Origin of the sequence: Herbiconiux sp. VKM Ac-1786 (assembly GCF_015350805.1) — a bacterium.
Lineage (GTDB): Bacteria > Actinomycetota > Actinomycetes > Actinomycetales > Microbacteriaceae > Herbiconiux.
In genome coordinates this window covers 982,623-997,511 of sequence record NZ_JADKSG010000002.1, presented here as the reverse complement: position 1 = coordinate 997,511, position 14,889 = coordinate 982,623, and the positions used below count along the sequence as shown (strand labels likewise).

Genomic DNA, 14,889 nt, shown 5'->3' with positions numbered 1-14,889 from the left:
GTCCAGGCCCCTTGGCTCAGGGCCGAGCCACGGGCCAGCTCCTCGCCGGCAGCGTCAGCAGCAGGATGCCCGCGGCGAGCACCGCCAGCCCCGCCGCCGCCACGGGCCCGAGCGTCTCGCCGAGCAGCAGGGTGCCGAGCAGCGCCGCGGTGAGCGGCTCGGCGAGGGTCAGGGTCGCGACCGTCGCGGCGGGCATCCGGGCGAGGCCCCAGCCGAAGAGCGCGTAGGCGAGGGCGGTCGTCACGACGCCCAGCCAGAGGGCCGCGGTGAGGCCGCCCGGGGTGAGCAGCCAGCTGCCGTCGGTGGCGAGCAGCAGGGGCAGGCTGATGGCCGCGGCCACCCCGAAGACCGCGCCCATCGTGCCGCTCGTCGTGACGCCGCGCTCGAGCAGCGCCTTGCTCGCCAGCGTGTAGACCGCGTACGAGAGTCCGGCGCCGAGCGAGGCCAGCAGGCCGGGCAGGGCGACTCCGGATGCGCTGCCGGCACCCGGCGGCGTGAGAACGCCGCTGATCAGCACGACCCCCGCGAGTGCGATGGCAGTGGCGACGAGCCAGCGGGCCCCCGGTGCCCGGCGGGTGAGCGGCCAGACGAGGAGTCCGGTGACCACCGGGGCCGAGCCGAGCGCCACCACGGTGCCGATCGCGACGCCGTTGGCGCTCGTCCCGGCGAAGAAGGCCGGCTGGTAGGCCACGACACCGAGGGCGCCGATCGCGACGAGGGCCCAGGAGGGGAGCCGGCCGGCGGCCGGGAGGCGCCCGGGGGTCGGGCGGGGCCCCGGGGTGCGGCCGCGCATCCGGGAGCCGAGGGCGATCAGGGCCAGCAGCGTGCCCCCGACGAGGATGCGCGCCGCGCCGAGCGAGAGCGGGTCGGCGCCCTCGGGGGCGAGCGCCTGCGCCGTGCCCGTGGTGCCGAAGCAGACGGCGGCCAGGAGGACGGCCAGGGCGGGGAGCATGCCTGATTGTTACACAAAGTCTGCTCGGCGGCCATCGGGCGGTCGCCCGACCCTCAGTCGACGGCGGTGATGCCGATCAGCACGACGAAGACGAGCGCGAGCACGGCGATGACGCCGAAGAAGGTGGCCAGCACGATCAGGCGCCGGTGCAGGTTGCGCATCAGCAGGCGCGCCTCGACCATCACGAGGTACGAGAGCACGATCAGCACGACGCCCAGCAGGGCCACGCCGCTCGAGTCGACCTGCTGCAGAGCCAGCAGGAGCACCACCGAGATGGCCGCCATGATGCCACCCACCACGAGCCAGATGGTGCCGGTGGAGGTGGTCAGGGAGGGCTGGTTGCCCATCTTCGTCGGGTCGTCGCTCATGGCCGGCTTCCTCGTGATGTTTCCATCAGGTTACCCCTTGCTCGATGACCCCTCCATGGGGGTAGCCTTCCGGAAACACTTCACGCCACTCAGGGGAGAACCACGTGATCAGACGTCATCGGAGACTCACAGCGATCGGGATCGGAACGGGGGTGATGGTCGCAGGGGTCGCCGGTTTCGGAGCCTCGGCCGCGTACGCCGTCGATCCGTCCGATCTCGAGGATCGGGTCACGGTCGACGCCGTGATGGGCCACCTCCAGGCCCTGCAGCAGATCGCGGACGTCAACGGAGACACCCGCGCCATCGGCACCGACGGCTACGAGCAGAGCGGGCAGTACATCGAGGGCGTGCTGCGCGAGGCCGGCTACGAGCCGGTGCGGCAGGACTTCCAGGCGACGACGCAGTCGGTGCAGGCCTTCTCGATCGACCTGCTCGGAACAGCCAGCGCGTACGACCCCGCGACGGGGGAGCTCACGCCCGCGACCCCGGAGCGGGTGCTGATGGAGTTCACGCCGAGCACGCCCGACGGGGGCATCGTCGACGCCGAGCTGGTGGCCCCGGCCACGCCGCTCGGCTGCGACGCGGCCGCCTGGGACGGCGTCGACGCCACGGGCAAGGTGGCCGTGGTCAGCCGCGGCACCTGCGCGTTCTCGGAGAAGGCGCTGGCCGCCGGAGCCGCGGGCGCGGTCGCGATCCTCGTCTACAACAGCGAGGCCGGGGCGCTGAACGGCACCTTCGGCGACCCGGTCGACGGACTGATCCCCGGTGTCGGACTGACTCCGGAGGAGGGTGCGGCGGCGCTCGAGGCGATCGCCGCGGGCCCGGCCCTCGTCGACCTGGCCATCGAGCAGACGACCACCACCGTCGACACCTTCAACATCATCGCCGAGACGCCGAACGCCGACGACCACGAGAACGTCGTCATGCTCGGCGCGCACCTCGACTCGGTGCCCGAGGGCCCCGGCATCAACGACAACGGCAGCGGATCGGCGGCGATCCTGGAGACCGCCGTGCAGCTCGCCGAGTCGGGCCAGCTCGACCACGCCGTGCGCTTCGGCTGGTGGGGTGCGGAGGAGGTCGGCCTAGTCGGCTCGACCGAGTACGTCTACAGCCTGCCGGAGGAGGAGCTCGGCAAGATCGCGACCTACCTCAACTTCGACATGGTCGGCTCGCCGAACTACATCATCGGCGTCTACGACGCCGACGGCTCCGACACGGAGGTCGACCCGGCGGTCAACATCCCCGAAGGCTCGATCGCGACCGAGAAGGCGCTGACGGACTACTTCGACGGCATCGGACAGGCGCACCAGGGCACGAACTTCGACGGCCGCAGCGACTACCAGGCGTTCATCGACAACGATGTGCCGGCCTCCGGCCTGTTCACCGGTGCCGAGGACATCAAGACCGCGGCCGAGGCCGAGCTCTTCGGCGGCACGGCCGGTGAGGCGTACGACCCGAACTACCACGGTGCGGGCGACGACATCGACAACATCAGCACGGAGGCGCTCGGCATCAACCTCGGTGCCATCGCCTCGGTGACGGCGTCGCTGTCGAACGATCTCTCGGCGATCCGCCCGGGTGTCGACCCGTCGCCGACGCCGACGCCGACAGCGAGCCCGGTGCCGCCGACCACTGCTCCGACCGCCGCTCCGGCGCCGGGTGCGGGTGGCGGCAAGGGGTCGCTCGCGGCGACCGGTGCCGACGTGTCGGGGGCGCTCGCCGCGATCCCGCTCGCGGTGCTGGCGCTCGGCGCGGGGATCGTGCTGGTGGCGGTGCGGATGCGCCGGCCGTCGGCTGCGTCGTCGGCTCCGTCTGCGTCGTCGGCTCCGTCTGCGTCGTCGTCTTCCGGCGACCAGGAGTAGGTGGAAAGTACTCAGGTAGGGCGGTGGCTCCGCGTCCCTAGCGTGGGGGGATGGCAACTCGCATCCTCTCCCGCGTGGGGTTCTCACTCGCGGCCACCGCCCTTCTGACCGCCGGCCTCACGTCGACGGCCCCCGCCCCACCGGCCTCGGCCGCTCCCGGGGCCGCCTCGACGGTGAACGTCATGGCACCCCTGTTCGTCGAGGACTGGGCGAGTGACGGCCCCGACTGGCGGGCCTTCACCGCCTCGCTCGCCGTCGCCGACTCCCAGGGGGTCGACGCGCTGGCGGTCGACGTCTGGTGGGGCAAGGCCGAGCCCACGCGCGGCGGGTTCGACTGGGGCTACTACGACAAGCTGTTCAAGGCGGCGACCTCGGCGGGCCTCGACCTCGTGCCGATGATGTCGTTCCACCAGTGCGGCGGCAACGTCGACGACGCCTGCAAGACCATCCCCGTCCCGTCCTGGGTGTGGGATCCGTACCAGATCTGCGGCATCTACGGCCCGTGCGCGAGCGCCCCGGTCGACGACTTCTACCGCAGCGAGTACGGCAACACGAACCGCGAGACGGTGGCGCCGTGGGGCATCGGCGTCGACCGGGCACTGGTCGACATGCGCGACTTCATGAACGCGTTCGAAGACCACTACAGCAGCGGCACCACCGACTACCGCGGGCGCATCCAGGAGATCACGATCGGCACCGGGCCGGCCGGCGAGCTGCGCTACCCGTCCTACGCCCACCACGACGACACGGTGCCCGGCCGACCGGCGGCCTACCCGAACCGCGGCACCTTCCAGAGCTACACCGACACGGCCGTGCGCGACTTCGCCGACTGGGCCGTCGCGAAGTACGGCTCGGTGGCGGGGGTGGGGTCGGCGTGGGCCATCCCGGGCCTGACGTACTCGGCCATCACCCCGCCCACCGACCACGACCGCTTCATCACCTCGGGGTCGTACGCGTCGCTGCAGTATGGGCGCGACTTCACCCGCTGGTACAGCGAGAGCCTGCTGTCGCACGGGCACGACATCATGGTCGAGGCCATCCGCGCCTTCGACGGGCCGTTCGCGGCCGTGCCGCTCGGTTTCAAGGTGCCCGGGGTGCACTGGCAGACCATGGCGACGAGCCCGATGCGGCGGGTGCCCGAGATCGCGGCGGGGCTCGTGCACACCGATCAGGCCTACAACGACGCCTCGACGGGTCACGGCTACGACGGCGTGATGGGGCTCGTGCGCGAGCTCGAGACGACGGGTGACGGGGTGTCGGTGCCGACGCATCCGATCACGCTGCACTTCACGGCGCTCGAGATGCCCGACGGGCGGGAGTGGGACGGATCGGACCACGCCTACTCCGACGCGGCCTCCCTCGTGACGTGGGTCGGGTCGGCGGCCACCCGGGCGCACATCACGCTGAAGGGCGAGAACGCCCTGGCGTCGAGCCTCGGGGGAGCGGGGTCGCCGTCGAGCGTGGGATGGTCGCACATCCGCGACGCGTTCGCCGGGTCGCCGTCGGTGTATCGCGGGCTGACGGTGCTGCGCATCGACGACGTGTCGCGGCCGGGTGCGGCGGGCCGGAGCGAGTTCGAGCGGTTCCTGCGCGACTTCCACTGACGGGTGCGGCGGGGGCGGGGGCGGCGGGGGCGGGTGTGCGGCCGAGCCCGCCCGCCCGCGTCGGCGCAGGCGTCGCAGGCGGCGCTGTCAGCGACGGGCGGCGGGGTCGGCGTCCAGGTCGTCGAGGTCCTCGGTGGCGGCGAGGGCGTCGATGGCTTCGAGGTCGAGGTCGTCCCCGTCCACGTCGGCGTCGGCGGGGGTGGCGGTGGCCGCCGTGGGGGTGCGGCCCGTGTCGTCGAGGAGGATGAGGCCGTCGCGGATGGCCTGGTTGCGGAGCGCCACCTTCGAGCCGACGTCGATGCCCGCCAAGCGGTACTTCGCCCGCAGGCGCTTCAGGTGCGACTTCGCGGTCTGCTCGGTGATCTGCAGCACGGTCGCGATGCGCTTCGCCGACTCGCCCGAGCCGTACAGCGCCATCACCCGCCGCTCCTGCGCGCTCAGCTTCGCCAGTGCGGGAGCCGCATCCAGCTGCAGCCCCACGAGCGGCGACACGAAGCGGCTGCCGGCCAGCGCCAGCCGGATCGCGACGACGATCGTCTCGGCGCCCTCGCTCTTCACGATGTACCCGTGGGCGCCGGCCGCGAGAGCCTCCCGCACCACGGCCGGCTCCGAGTACGTGCTCATCATCACGGTCTTCACCCCGGCCGTGTCGAGGGCCCGGAGCTTGATCGAGACGGGCAGGTTGTCCTTCAGGTCGAGGTCGAGCAGCACGACGTCCACCGGGAACTGCGGATGCGCGAGCAGCTCCGGCCACGTCGTCACCGCCGCGACGCACGCGATGTCGTCGGCCGCGGACTTGATCCACTCGGTCAGGGCGGTCAGGAGCATCCGGTGGTCGTCGACGATCGCGATGCGCACAACGTCCCGGGCCATGGAGGCAAGCCTCCCACGCCGCCCATCGCCCCACGGTCCCCCCTTCCGGGGCAATCGCCGGAGGACCGCGTCCACCGCGCTATCTTCGACAGATGGTGATCCCCGTCCCGGCCCCGGAGGCGCCCTCCGTGCCGGAGGCGCCGGGCTCCGGCGAGCACCTGCGGCTCGGCATCGTCTGCGCCCGCCGCTTCGGCATCATCGCGACCGTCTGCGCCGCCGTCAACCTCGCGGCGCCCGAGCACGAGCGCATCGGGGCCTTCCTCCCGTCGCTCGTCGGCATGCTCCTGATGACGGTGGGCTTCTTCGTGCTGACGCCGCGGAACGGCCGGCTCGTGGTGGCGCTGACCTACTGCGCCGCCCTCGGCACGCTCGGCACCTTCCTCCTGCCGGGGGCGCAGGTCGACGACAACCCCACGCTGGCCACCGTCACCGCGCTGGCGTCGATGGCGGTGCCGTCGCTCTTCGTCGCGGTGGCCGAGCTGCGTGCCCTCGGGCTGATCGTGGCGGTGACGGTGCTGCCCGTCAGCGTGCTCGCCTGGGTGGTCACGGCCCCGACCGGGCGCGCGGCGTTCGTCGTGCTCGCGATCGTCGGCGGCTGGACGGCGATGCTCGGCGCCGGTCTCTGGCTCGCCCGCAGCGCCCGGCAGGCCGAGATCGGCCAGGCGCGGCTGAAGGAGAGCTATGCCGCCGAGCGCCGCTCCACCGAGACGGAGGCCGAGCTGCGCTACGGCGCCCGCATGATGCACGACACCGTGCTCGCGACCCTCACCCTGATCGCGCACTCCGGGCAGGGGGTGCCGCCCGAGACGCTCCGGGCCCAGGCCGCGAACGACAGCGCCCTCCTCGCGCAGCTGCGCACCGAGGGCACCCTGGGGGGTCAGCGCGATGAGACTCCGGATGCTCGGCCCGCCGTCGGTCTCACGGCCGCCGCCACGGCGACCGCCCTGGTCGACCCCTGGGTGACGGTGCGCGCCTGGTGCCGGGTGCACGGCCTGGAGGCGACCTGGCACGGCGAGGACACCGGGCCGGCGGCCCCCGAGCGCCGCGCCGCCCTCGTGGCCGCCGTCGCCGACTCGCTCGAGACGGTGCGACGCCACTCGGGAGTGCGGGCGGCCGACGTGACGCTGAGCGGCGACGACACCGTGCTGCGCGCGGTCGTGACCGACGGCGGCCAGGGCTTCGCGGCGGCGGTGCCTCCGGCCCCCGTCTCGCCCGCTGAGGCGGCCATCGCGACCATCGGCTCGCGGCTCGCCGCGGCCGGTGGCTCGCTGCGCGTCTTCGCGTCGCCGGGGCGCGGCACCACGGTGCTCCTCGAGGTCCCGCGATGACCCCCCGCCGCCCCGCGACCCCCGCCGACCCGCCGGCTCCGGGAGCCCACGGGCCCGCCGACGCGTCGGTTCGCACCGCCGCCGGACCCGCCGACCCGTCGGTTCGCGCCGCCGCCGCGCCCGCCGACGCGTCGGGTCGCCCCGCCGCCGGGCCCGCTGACGCGTCGGTTCGAACCGTCGCCGGGCCCGCTGACGCGTCGGTTCGAACCGTCGCCGGGCCCGCTGACGCGTCGGGTCGCCCCGCCGCCGGGCCCGCTGACGCGTCGGGTCGCCCCGCCGCCGCGCCCGCCGACCCGTCGGTTCGCACCGTCGCCGGGTCCGCTGACGCGTCGGGTCGCACCGCCGCCGGGTCCGCTGACGCGTCGGGTCTCGACGCCACCGTGCCCACCGCGACCCGTGGCGACGCCGCGTCCACCGCGGCAGGCGCTGCCGGGGCCGGGGCTGCCGGGGGCGGCGGTGCCGGGGAGGAGGCGGGCGCCGGGCGGGCCGGGTCGTTGGCGCAGCTGGTGGCCGGGATGCGCGGGGGGCCGGAGGCCCGGGGGCGGCTGCGGGCGCGCATCCGTCGTGACCGCAATCTCAGTGCCGGGTATCTGGGGCTGGGGTTCAACCTGTTCGCGGTGCTGCTGCTGATCCGCGGGCTGGCGTCGCTCGGCTGGTCGTTGACCGACGGGTCGTGGCGCTGGCTGTCGCTCGTGGCGTGGGGGCTCCTGATCGTGACCTTCGCCGCGTCGTTCGTGGCGGCCCGGCTGCTCGGGGGCATCCTCCCGGCGCGCCTGTCGTTGCTGGTCACGGCCTCGGGCTTCGCCGCGATGGTGCTCGACCTCGGCGCCTTCCTGCTCGACGGTGACGGACGCATGTACCCGACCGCCACGATCGGCTTCGGCGCCTGCCTGATCGCCTGCCTGCCGCGGCAGCCGCTGCGCTGGAGCGTGGTGGGCACGGTGGTGCTCGCCGCGGTCGGCGGTGGCTCGGTGCTGGCCGGGCTGGCGAGCGGGCCGGACACCCTGGCCACGAGCGTGACCGGGCTGCTGCTCGGACTGGCACCGGTGCTCGCCGGGGTGTCGATGATCCAGGCGGCCGACCGCTACCTCGGCCGCACGATCGACCAGGCGGTCACCGGCAGCCTCGTCACCGCGCCGGCGCTCGGGCACGGGGTGCTCGCGGCCTCGGAACTGCGGCGCCTCGACGGCGACGCCGAGCGACTGCTGGCCGGGGTCGCGGCCCTGCCGGCCGGGCGGGCGATCGACGCGGAGACGGCCGCATCCGCCGCTCAGCTCGGCGACGGGCTGCGGCTCGCCCTGCTGGCCGACCACGAGCAGACCTGGCTGCAGCTCGCCGTCTCGGAGTCGGAGCATCTCGGCGACGTGGTGCGCATCGTCGACCCCTCGCTGCTCGCCGCGCGGCTCGGCACCGAGCAGCGGCAGCTGGTGCTGGCGCTGGTGTGGCTGCTGGTGGCGACCGCGCCGCCGTCGGCCCCGGCGCTCGACCTCACGCTGGTGCCGTCGCGGCCGGGGGCGGGGGCGCCTCCGGCGATCGCGTTCGCGCTCGCGGGCACGCACCGTCGGGCGATCGACCCGGCCGTGTGGCCGCTGTTCACGCGGCTCGGGCGGCACACGATCGACCTCGGCACGGGCCGGGCACTCGTGGTGGTGGAGCTGGCCTGAGGCACCGGCGGTGCGGCCCGCCCCGCGCCGTTCAGGCCGCGCGGGTGAGCAGCGCGAGCGTGAGCGTCAGCGCGAACAGCAGCGCGGCGGCGATCGCCGAGGATCCGGCCGAGATCGCCATCTTCGTCGACCGCGCGTTGAGGTCGAACTCCCCGTCGGCCCGCACGGCGCGCACGGCGACGACGAGGCCCACGACACCCAGTGCCATCGAGGCGACGAGTGCGGCGAGCAGCACGATCACGAGGGGCGATCCGAGCAGCTGCGGCGCGGCCACGACGACGGCCACCAGGGCGATCAGCGGCGCCACCCAGAGCAGCGCCGCGGGCAGGGCGAGCCGGCGGGCGCGGGCGGTCAGGGCGGTGGGGTCGGGGTTCCGGATGCTCATGCGGCGGCCTCGGGATGGTGCACGGTCACGGTTCCTCCGTCTCGTCGCGGTGCCGACGGCCCCGCTGCGGGAAGCCTAGGCGCGTGGCTCGGCCCGGCGAGCCGGCGCGGTGCAGGTTGCCCCGCTTTGGGGTGGACCGTGACGGGTGGTCACACGGCGGTGTGCGAACCCCGCGGTGGTGGCTCGGCCGGCCGGCCGCGGCCGGATCAGAAGCGCGTGAGGCCGCTGCCGATGATGACCGTGCCGAGCACCAGGAGGACGACCGTGGTGACGGTGGAGCTGTTGCGCGCGATCCAGTCGCGGAGCTCGCGCAGGGGGCCGAGCGTGCGGGCGGGATCGACCAGCGCGACGAGGATCGGCACCGCCAGCGTCGAGATGCCCAGCACGACGAAGACCGCGACCGCGACGACCTGGTCTCCGAACGGGGCGCCGCCCGCGGTGATCGCGACACCGGCCGCGAGCGTCAGCAGCAGGTTCTTCGGCCGCAGCATCAGCACGAAGCCGACCCCGAGCGACGGCACGGGCCCGAGCGAGGTGAGCCGCGTCATCCAGGCGGGCGGCGCGGGCGCATCGGCGGGCCCCCCGACCGCGTCGGCGCTATCGGCGGCGGCATCCGCGTGCCCCTCGGTGGGACCGGCGGCGAGGCCCGCGGCAGCGAGGCGGCGGGCGCGGGCGCGGCGGCGCGCGCGGGCGAAGCGCACCACCGCGAGCGCGAGCAGCGCCGCCCCGATCACGAGCTCGATGGTCGCGATCAGCGGGTTCGGCTCGGCCGGCGGCACCGGCGGCAGCAGCGACGCGATGGCCGTGAACAGCGCCGTCAGCCCGGTGAGCCCTACGGCCGCGCCGATCAGGTAGGCGAGCGCCGACCAGCGACTCCGCGGCGACAGCAGGATCAGCACCATCACCACGATCGGCACCGAGCTCAGCGCCACCCCGAGCGCGAGCGGGAGGAGATGCCCGATGATCGCCGCCATGCGGTCAGTCTAGGAGCAGCGCCGTCCCGGGAGCAGCGCCGTCCCGGGAGCAGCGCCGTCGGCCACCGCGCCCGGCACGGCATCGCGACCGCGGCGGCCCCCTGCGTAGTCTGTCGGGATGGGCGGGAGCACGGGCGGCAGCACAGGCGGGAGCGCAGGCGGGAGCGCAGGCCGCAGCACAGGCGGGAGCGCAGCCGGGAGCACGGGCCGCAGCACAGGCGGGAGCATCCGCGGTCGTGCACGCGGCACCGCGAATCAGTCGCTGCTGCGCGCGCTGCTCGTCGCCCGCTTCGTCCGGGCCCGCTGGGGCTACCGCTTCCCGAGCCGGCACCGCTTCGAGGTCTGGCAGCGGCGACGGATGCGCGCCTTCGTGCGTCGTGCCCGTCGCGCCCCGTACTGGGCCGGCCGCCGCGCCCGCGACTTCCCGGTCACCGACAAGACCGCCCTGCTCGAGCACTTCGACGCGATGAACACCCGCGGGGTGCGGCTGACCGAGGCACTCGCCGCGGCCCAGGCGGCCGAGCGCTCGCGCGACTTCACGCCGACGGTCGCCGGCGACCTCACCGTCGGGCTGTCCAGCGGCACCTCGGGGCGGCGCGGGGCCTTCCTCGTCAGTCCTCGAGAACGGATGCTCTGGGCCGGCACCGTGCTCGCCCGCGTCCTCGACCGGGCCGCCGTGGCCCAGCTCCTGCAGCCGTGGCGCCCGCCGGTGACGATCGCGTTCTTCCTGCGGGCGGGCGGCGGACTCTACGAATCCGTGGCGAGCTCGCGGGTGCGGTTCGCCTACTACGACCTGACCGAGCCGTTCGAGGCGCTCGTGCAGCGCTTGGCCGGGGCGGGCCGCGTGACGGTGCTGGTGGGTCCGGCATCCGTTCTCGATGCGCTCGCGCAGGCGTCGGCCACGGCCGGGATCGCGGCGCCCCGGCTCGTGGTGTCGGTGGCCGAGGTGCTCGAGCCCGAGACCGCCGAGCGCATCGAGGCGGCGTGGGGCGTGCGGCCGCGGCAGGTCTACCAGGCGACCGAGGGGCTGCTCGCGCTGCCGTGCGACGCGGGCGCACTGCATCTCGCCGAGGAGACGGTGCGGTTCGACCGGGAGTGGCTCGACGCCGGGCGCACGCGCTTCGTGCCGGTGGTCACCGACCTCGAGCGGCGCACGCAGATCATCGCGCGGTACCGCCTCGACGACGTGCTGCGGGTCGATCCGGCGGCCCCGGAGCGCTGCGCCTGCGGACGCGTCACGACGGTGCTTGCGGGAGTCGACGGCCGGGCCGACGCGGTGCTCCGGCTGCCGGCGGTCGACGGGTCGCGGCTGGTCGAGGTGTTCCCCGACGTGCTGCGGCGCGCGTTCGCCCTCGAGTCGGCCGCCTTCGCGGACTGGCGCGTGACCCAGCGGGGCACGACGGTGCACGTCGCGCTCGACGTCCCCGCGGCAGGCTCCACCGCCGACGGGCCGGGCCGGGCCCCGGGCGACAGCGCGCGCGAGGCGGTCGACCGGGCTCTGGGCGAGGTCTTCGACACGGCCGGATGCTCGGCCACGATCGAGCACGACCCGTGGACGCCGCGCGACCCGGCCGTCAAGCTCCGCCGCATCGTGCGGGAGTCACCGTGACCGCCGCCGGAACCGGATCGGGCGCAGGAAACGGCAACGAAGCCGCCGAGGGCACCGAGGGCACCGCCCGCACGAGCGGCACCGGCAGGCCGCCCCTCCGCGTGCTCGTGACCGGCGCGTCGGGCTTCGTCGGCGGCGCCCTGCTGGCCCGCCTCCACCGCGACCCCGCCTTCGACGCGATCGGCGTCGGCCGCCGCCCGGCCTCCGCCACCGGCTACCGCGTGCTCGACCTCGCGTCCCCCGGGGCCGCCGCCGCGCTCGACGCCCTGCCCGCCCCCGACGTGATCGTGCACGCCGCCGCCCGCAGCTCCCCGTGGGGCACCCGCGCCGAGTTCGAGCGCGAGAACGTCGGCCTCACCGCCACCGTGCTCGCCTACGCGGCCCGGCTCCCGGCGCCGCCGCGGGTGGTCTTCGTCTCGAGCGCCTCGGTGCTGACGCGGGCCGCCGACCAGCTCGGCATCCCCTCGGACGCCGCCGCGCATCCGCCGTTCATCAGCCGCTACGCCGCCACGAAGGCCGCCGCCGAGGACCTCGTGCGCCGCCACCGGGGCGAGTGGGTCGTGCTGCGCCCGCGCGCGGTCTTCGGCCCGGGCGACACCACACTGCTGCCGCGCGTGCTCGCAGCGGCGGCCGCCGGGCGCCTGCCCGAGTTCGGCACGCCCTCGCCCGTGCTCTCGGATCTCGTGCACATCGACACCCTCGTCGAGCAGCTCGTGCGCGCCGCCACCCGCCCCGGCGCCGCCGGCCGCACCCTCGTGGTCACCGGGGGAGAGGCCGTCGAGCTGCAGAGCGTGGTGCGACGGATGGTCGAGGCCGCCGGCATGCCCGCGCCCCGCCGCCGGGTGCCGCGCCGGGTCGCCCTCGCCGCCGCGCGCGGGGTCGAGTTCGCCTGGCGCCTTGCCCGCCGCCCCGGCGAGCCCCCGATCACGAGATACTCGGTCATCGTGTACGCCTTCTCGACGACCTTCGACGACACCGCGACCCGCGCCGTGCTCGGCGCCCCGCTGGTGCCGACCCGCGAGGGCCTGGAGCGCGTGATCGCCGGCCTCGCCGCCGCCCGCACCTCTGCCCGCGCCGCCGCCCGCTCCGGCGAGGTCGTCCCCTCCGAGGTGCGCCCGTGATCCCGGGTGCCCGTTCGGAACCCGGGCCGACGCCCCTGCGGCACGTGCCGGGAGTCACACCGGGCGCCGAGCGACGCTGGGAGGAACGGGTGCAGCGCACCGCGCATCCGCTCGCCTACCCCCTGCTGGCGCGGATCACGCGCCCCACGCTGAGGGTGCCGCGCATCGGCGTGATCGTCTCCGACGCCGCCCTGCTGCGGGCCGTGCTGCTCGACACCGAGAGCTTCACGAAGACCGGCCCCGGCTCCTCGGCCGAGCTGTGGACGCCGGTGCTCGGCCCCTCGGTGCTGCTCAACATGGAGGGCGCCGACCACGCCGCCCTGCGCCGGCGGCTGGCCCCGCTGTTCGCCCCGGCCTTCGTGGGCGCGCTCACCGAGGAGACCATCGGGGAGGGCGCCGACCGTCTGACCGGGCGACTGGTGGCGGGCGAGCCGGTCGACCTGGTCGCCGAGGTGCGCGAGTACGCCGGGCAGGTGATCAGCCGCCTGGTGGGCCTCGACCGCGGTGTGATGGGCGAGGAGCTGTTCGCCCGGGTCTCCGCGATCACCGGCTTCGTCTCGCTCGCCCGGCCCCGCTTCACGCCGGCGCAGATCGCCGAGGCCCGCGAGGTGCTCGACGAGCTGACCCGGCACGCCCGACGGGCCTATCGCGAAGCCGAGGCACCGGCCGAGGGCGACCTCGCCGCCGCCCACGAGACCCTCCCCGGGCGGATGCGCGGCCTCGGGCTCTCGGAGGAGGAGGCGATGGGCGCGGTCGGCGCCTTCGTGCTCACCGGCACGGAGACGCTCGTCTCGTACCTGCCGCGGCTGGTCGCGATCCTCGCCGACACCGGCTGGCTCGACGTGCTCGCCCACGACCGAACGCTGCTCGACGCCGCGATCGGCGAGGGACTGCGGGTCACGACGCCGTCGCCGGTGATGCTGCGGAGCGTCGAACGGGCGGCGCACGTGGGGGAGGAGGCCGTGCATCCGGGCGACCGCCTCGTGCTGGCCACGTTCCTCGCGAACCGCGGCGCCGGGCGCTTCGACCCGATCGGCAACCCGGCGGCGTCGCTGAAGCAGCTCTGGTTCGGCGCCGGGGCGCACTTCTGCCTCGGGGCGCCGCTCGCGATGGCGCAGATCCAGCGCACGATCGGCGCGGTGCTCGACGCGCACGCCGTCGCCCCGCTGACGATCACGGGGCGTCGGGCGCAGCGGGGGGCACTCATCCCGGCCTACCGCTCGCTCACCCTCGCCACCCCGACGGTCGCCCGCACCCGGCGGTAGGGTCGAGGCATGCGTGCAGTGCTGAACACCGGTCTCGAAGCCCGACCCGTCGAGGCGGCCCGGGCATGACGGCCCCCGGCTTCGGCGTGGCCGTCGCGCAGTTCGCCCCGGGTGACGACACCGACGCGAACCTCGCCGCCATCGAGCGCCTCGCCCGTCGAGCGGCCCAGCGCGGCGCTTCGCTCGTGGTCTTCCCCGAGTACTCCTCCTTCTTCGTCGACCCCCTCGGCGAGCGGATGCTCGAGCACGCCCAGCCCGTCGACGGCCCCTTCGTGGCGGCCCTCGCCGCCCTCGCCCGCGAGCTCGACGTGCACCTGGTCGCCGGTCTCGTGGCCACCTCCGCGCAGGAGGACCGCTTCGCCAACCGCCTCGTCGCGATCGACCCTGTGGACGGACTCGTGGCGACCTACAGCAAGCTGCACCTCTACGACGCCTTCGGGGCGCAGGAGAGCGACTGGGTGGAGCTCGGGCGGATCGCCGAACCCGAGACGTTCTCGATCCAGGGCGTGACGATCGGGCTGCAGACCTGCTACGACATCCGCTTCCCGGAGGTGACGCGCCGGCTGGTCGACGCCGGGGCCGACCTCGTGGCGGTGCCGGCCGAGTGGGTGCGCGGGCCGCTGAAGGAGCACCACTGGCGCAGCCTCGTCACCGCGCGCGCCCTCGAGAACACGATCTACGTCGCGGCGGCCGACCAGACGCCGCCGATCGGCGTGGGGGCGAGCCTCGTGGTCGACCCGATGGGCGTCACGATCGCCTCGCTGGGGGAGCGGGAGGACGTGGCCGTGGCCTGGGTCGACCCGGCCCGCATCGACGAGGTGCGGCGGGTCAATCCCGCGCTGGCGCTCCGCCGCTTCGACGTGGTGCCGAGGGTCTAGCCCCAC

General features: G+C 74.9%; 13 protein-coding genes. 8 read left to right on the top strand and 5 right to left on the bottom strand.

Annotated features, from left to right (window positions below; translation table 11 throughout):
• Window positions 1-16 precede the first annotated feature (16 nt).
• Together ITJ64_RS15700 and ITJ64_RS15695 are read right to left on the bottom strand one after the other, a co-directional pair.
• Entirely contained in the window at window positions 17-952 is a 936-nt protein-coding gene (locus ITJ64_RS15700; protein ID WP_194681653.1) for a DMT family transporter, read from the bottom strand.
• A 53-nt stretch (window positions 953-1,005) separates the two neighbouring features.
• Entirely contained in the window at window positions 1,006-1,320 is a 315-nt protein-coding gene (locus ITJ64_RS15695; RefSeq protein WP_194681652.1) for a hypothetical protein, read from the bottom strand.
• Between the two features lie 155 nt (window positions 1,321-1,475).
• Here ITJ64_RS15695 and ITJ64_RS15690 point away from each other — a divergent pair, with 155 nt between their 5' ends.
• Complete coding sequence (locus ITJ64_RS15690) at window positions 1,476-3,182, top strand: M28 family peptidase (protein ID WP_194681651.1); 1,707 nt, start codon at window positions 1,476-1,478, stop codon at window positions 3,180-3,182.
• 50 nt (window positions 3,183-3,232) lie between these two features.
• Window positions 3,233-4,786 carry a family 14 glycosylhydrolase gene (locus ITJ64_RS15685; RefSeq protein WP_194681650.1) on the top strand — a complete coding sequence of 518 codons (1,554 nt, stop codon included), beginning with the start codon at window positions 3,233-3,235 and terminating at the stop codon, window positions 4,784-4,786.
• A gap of 87 nt (window positions 4,787-4,873) precedes the next feature.
• Here ITJ64_RS15685 and ITJ64_RS15680 read toward each other — a convergent pair whose 3' ends face one another.
• The gene (locus ITJ64_RS15680; RefSeq protein WP_194681649.1) at window positions 4,874-5,659 is read right to left on the bottom strand and encodes a response regulator transcription factor; all 786 of its coding nucleotides are present in this window, start codon (window positions 5,657-5,659) and stop codon (window positions 4,874-4,876) included.
• Between the two features lie 92 nt (window positions 5,660-5,751).
• Between ITJ64_RS15680 and ITJ64_RS15675 the strand changes: the two genes are divergently transcribed.
• Window positions 5,752-6,987 carry a sensor histidine kinase gene (locus ITJ64_RS15675; protein WP_194681648.1) on the top strand — a complete coding sequence of 412 codons (1,236 nt, stop codon included), beginning with the start codon at window positions 5,752-5,754 and terminating at the stop codon, window positions 6,985-6,987.
• Complete coding sequence (locus ITJ64_RS15670) at window positions 6,984-8,651, top strand: hypothetical protein (RefSeq protein WP_194681647.1); 1,668 nt, start codon at window positions 6,984-6,986, stop codon at window positions 8,649-8,651. Before ITJ64_RS15675 ends, ITJ64_RS15670 begins: the two co-directional genes overlap by 4 nt.
• A 31-nt stretch (window positions 8,652-8,682) precedes the next feature.
• On the opposite strand, the gene ITJ64_RS15665 is transcribed toward ITJ64_RS15670, so the two are convergent.
• Both ITJ64_RS15665 and ITJ64_RS15660 read right to left on the bottom strand, forming a co-directional pair.
• Window positions 8,683-9,036 (bottom strand): hypothetical protein, encoded by a 354-nt coding sequence (locus tag ITJ64_RS15665; protein ID WP_194681646.1) that lies wholly within the window; start codon window positions 9,034-9,036, stop codon window positions 8,683-8,685.
• A 206-nt stretch (window positions 9,037-9,242) separates the two neighbouring features.
• Window positions 9,243-10,010 (bottom strand): GAP family protein, encoded by a 768-nt coding sequence (locus ITJ64_RS15660; protein WP_194681645.1) that lies wholly within the window; start codon window positions 10,008-10,010, stop codon window positions 9,243-9,245.
• Between the two features lie 118 nt (window positions 10,011-10,128).
• Here ITJ64_RS15660 and ITJ64_RS15655 point away from each other — a divergent pair, with 118 nt between their 5' ends.
• The 4 genes from ITJ64_RS15655 to ITJ64_RS15640 all read left to right on the top strand — a co-directional run bounded on the left by ITJ64_RS15655 (window position 10,129) and on the right by ITJ64_RS15640 (window position 14,883).
• On the top strand, window positions 10,129-11,619 hold the full coding sequence (locus ITJ64_RS15655) for a F390 synthetase-related protein (RefSeq protein WP_194681644.1): 1,491 nt from the start codon (window positions 10,129-10,131) through the stop codon (window positions 11,617-11,619).
• Window positions 11,616-12,740 (top strand): NAD-dependent epimerase/dehydratase family protein, encoded by a 1,125-nt coding sequence (locus ITJ64_RS15650; protein WP_194681643.1) that lies wholly within the window; start codon window positions 11,616-11,618, stop codon window positions 12,738-12,740. Before ITJ64_RS15655 ends, ITJ64_RS15650 begins: the two co-directional genes overlap by 4 nt.
• Window positions 12,741-12,829: 89 nt before the next feature.
• The gene (locus ITJ64_RS15645) at window positions 12,830-14,005 is read left to right on the top strand and encodes a cytochrome P450 (RefSeq protein WP_370545214.1); all 1,176 of its coding nucleotides are present in this window, start codon (window positions 12,830-12,832) and stop codon (window positions 14,003-14,005) included.
• A gap of 65 nt (window positions 14,006-14,070) precedes the next feature.
• Window positions 14,071-14,883 carry a carbon-nitrogen hydrolase family protein gene (locus ITJ64_RS15640; RefSeq protein ID WP_194681641.1) on the top strand — a complete coding sequence of 271 codons (813 nt, stop codon included), beginning with the start codon at window positions 14,071-14,073 and terminating at the stop codon, window positions 14,881-14,883.
• The last annotated feature ends 6 nt before the right edge of the window (window positions 14,884-14,889 follow it).

Excerpts from the sequence above, each read along its gene's own strand:
- ITJ64_RS15700 (WP_194681653.1), bottom strand. The coding sequence starts at position 952 with ATGCTCCCCGCCCTGGCCGTCCTCCTGGCCGCCGTCTGCTTCGGCACC.
- ITJ64_RS15695 (WP_194681652.1), bottom strand. The coding sequence starts at position 1,320 with ATGAGCGACGACCCGACGAAGATGGGCAACCAGCCCTCCCTGACCACC.
- ITJ64_RS15690 (WP_194681651.1), top strand. The coding sequence starts at position 1,476 with ATGGTCGCAGGGGTCGCCGGTTTCGGAGCCTCGGCCGCGTACGCCGTC.
- ITJ64_RS15685 (WP_194681650.1), top strand. The coding sequence starts at position 3,233 with ATGGCAACTCGCATCCTCTCCCGCGTGGGGTTCTCACTCGCGGCCACC.
- ITJ64_RS15680 (WP_194681649.1), bottom strand. The coding sequence starts at position 5,659 with ATGGCCCGGGACGTTGTGCGCATCGCGATCGTCGACGACCACCGGATG.
- ITJ64_RS15675 (WP_194681648.1), top strand. The coding sequence starts at position 5,752 with ATGGTGATCCCCGTCCCGGCCCCGGAGGCGCCCTCCGTGCCGGAGGCG.
- ITJ64_RS15670 (WP_194681647.1), top strand. The coding sequence starts at position 6,984 with ATGACCCCCCGCCGCCCCGCGACCCCCGCCGACCCGCCGGCTCCGGGA.
- ITJ64_RS15665 (WP_194681646.1), bottom strand. The coding sequence starts at position 9,036 with ATGAGCATCCGGAACCCCGACCCCACCGCCCTGACCGCCCGCGCCCGC.
- ITJ64_RS15660 (WP_194681645.1), bottom strand. The coding sequence starts at position 10,010 with ATGGCGGCGATCATCGGGCATCTCCTCCCGCTCGCGCTCGGGGTGGCG.
- ITJ64_RS15655 (WP_194681644.1), top strand. The coding sequence starts at position 10,129 with ATGGGCGGGAGCACGGGCGGCAGCACAGGCGGGAGCGCAGGCGGGAGC.
- ITJ64_RS15640 (WP_194681641.1), top strand. The coding sequence starts at position 14,071 with ATGACGGCCCCCGGCTTCGGCGTGGCCGTCGCGCAGTTCGCCCCGGGT.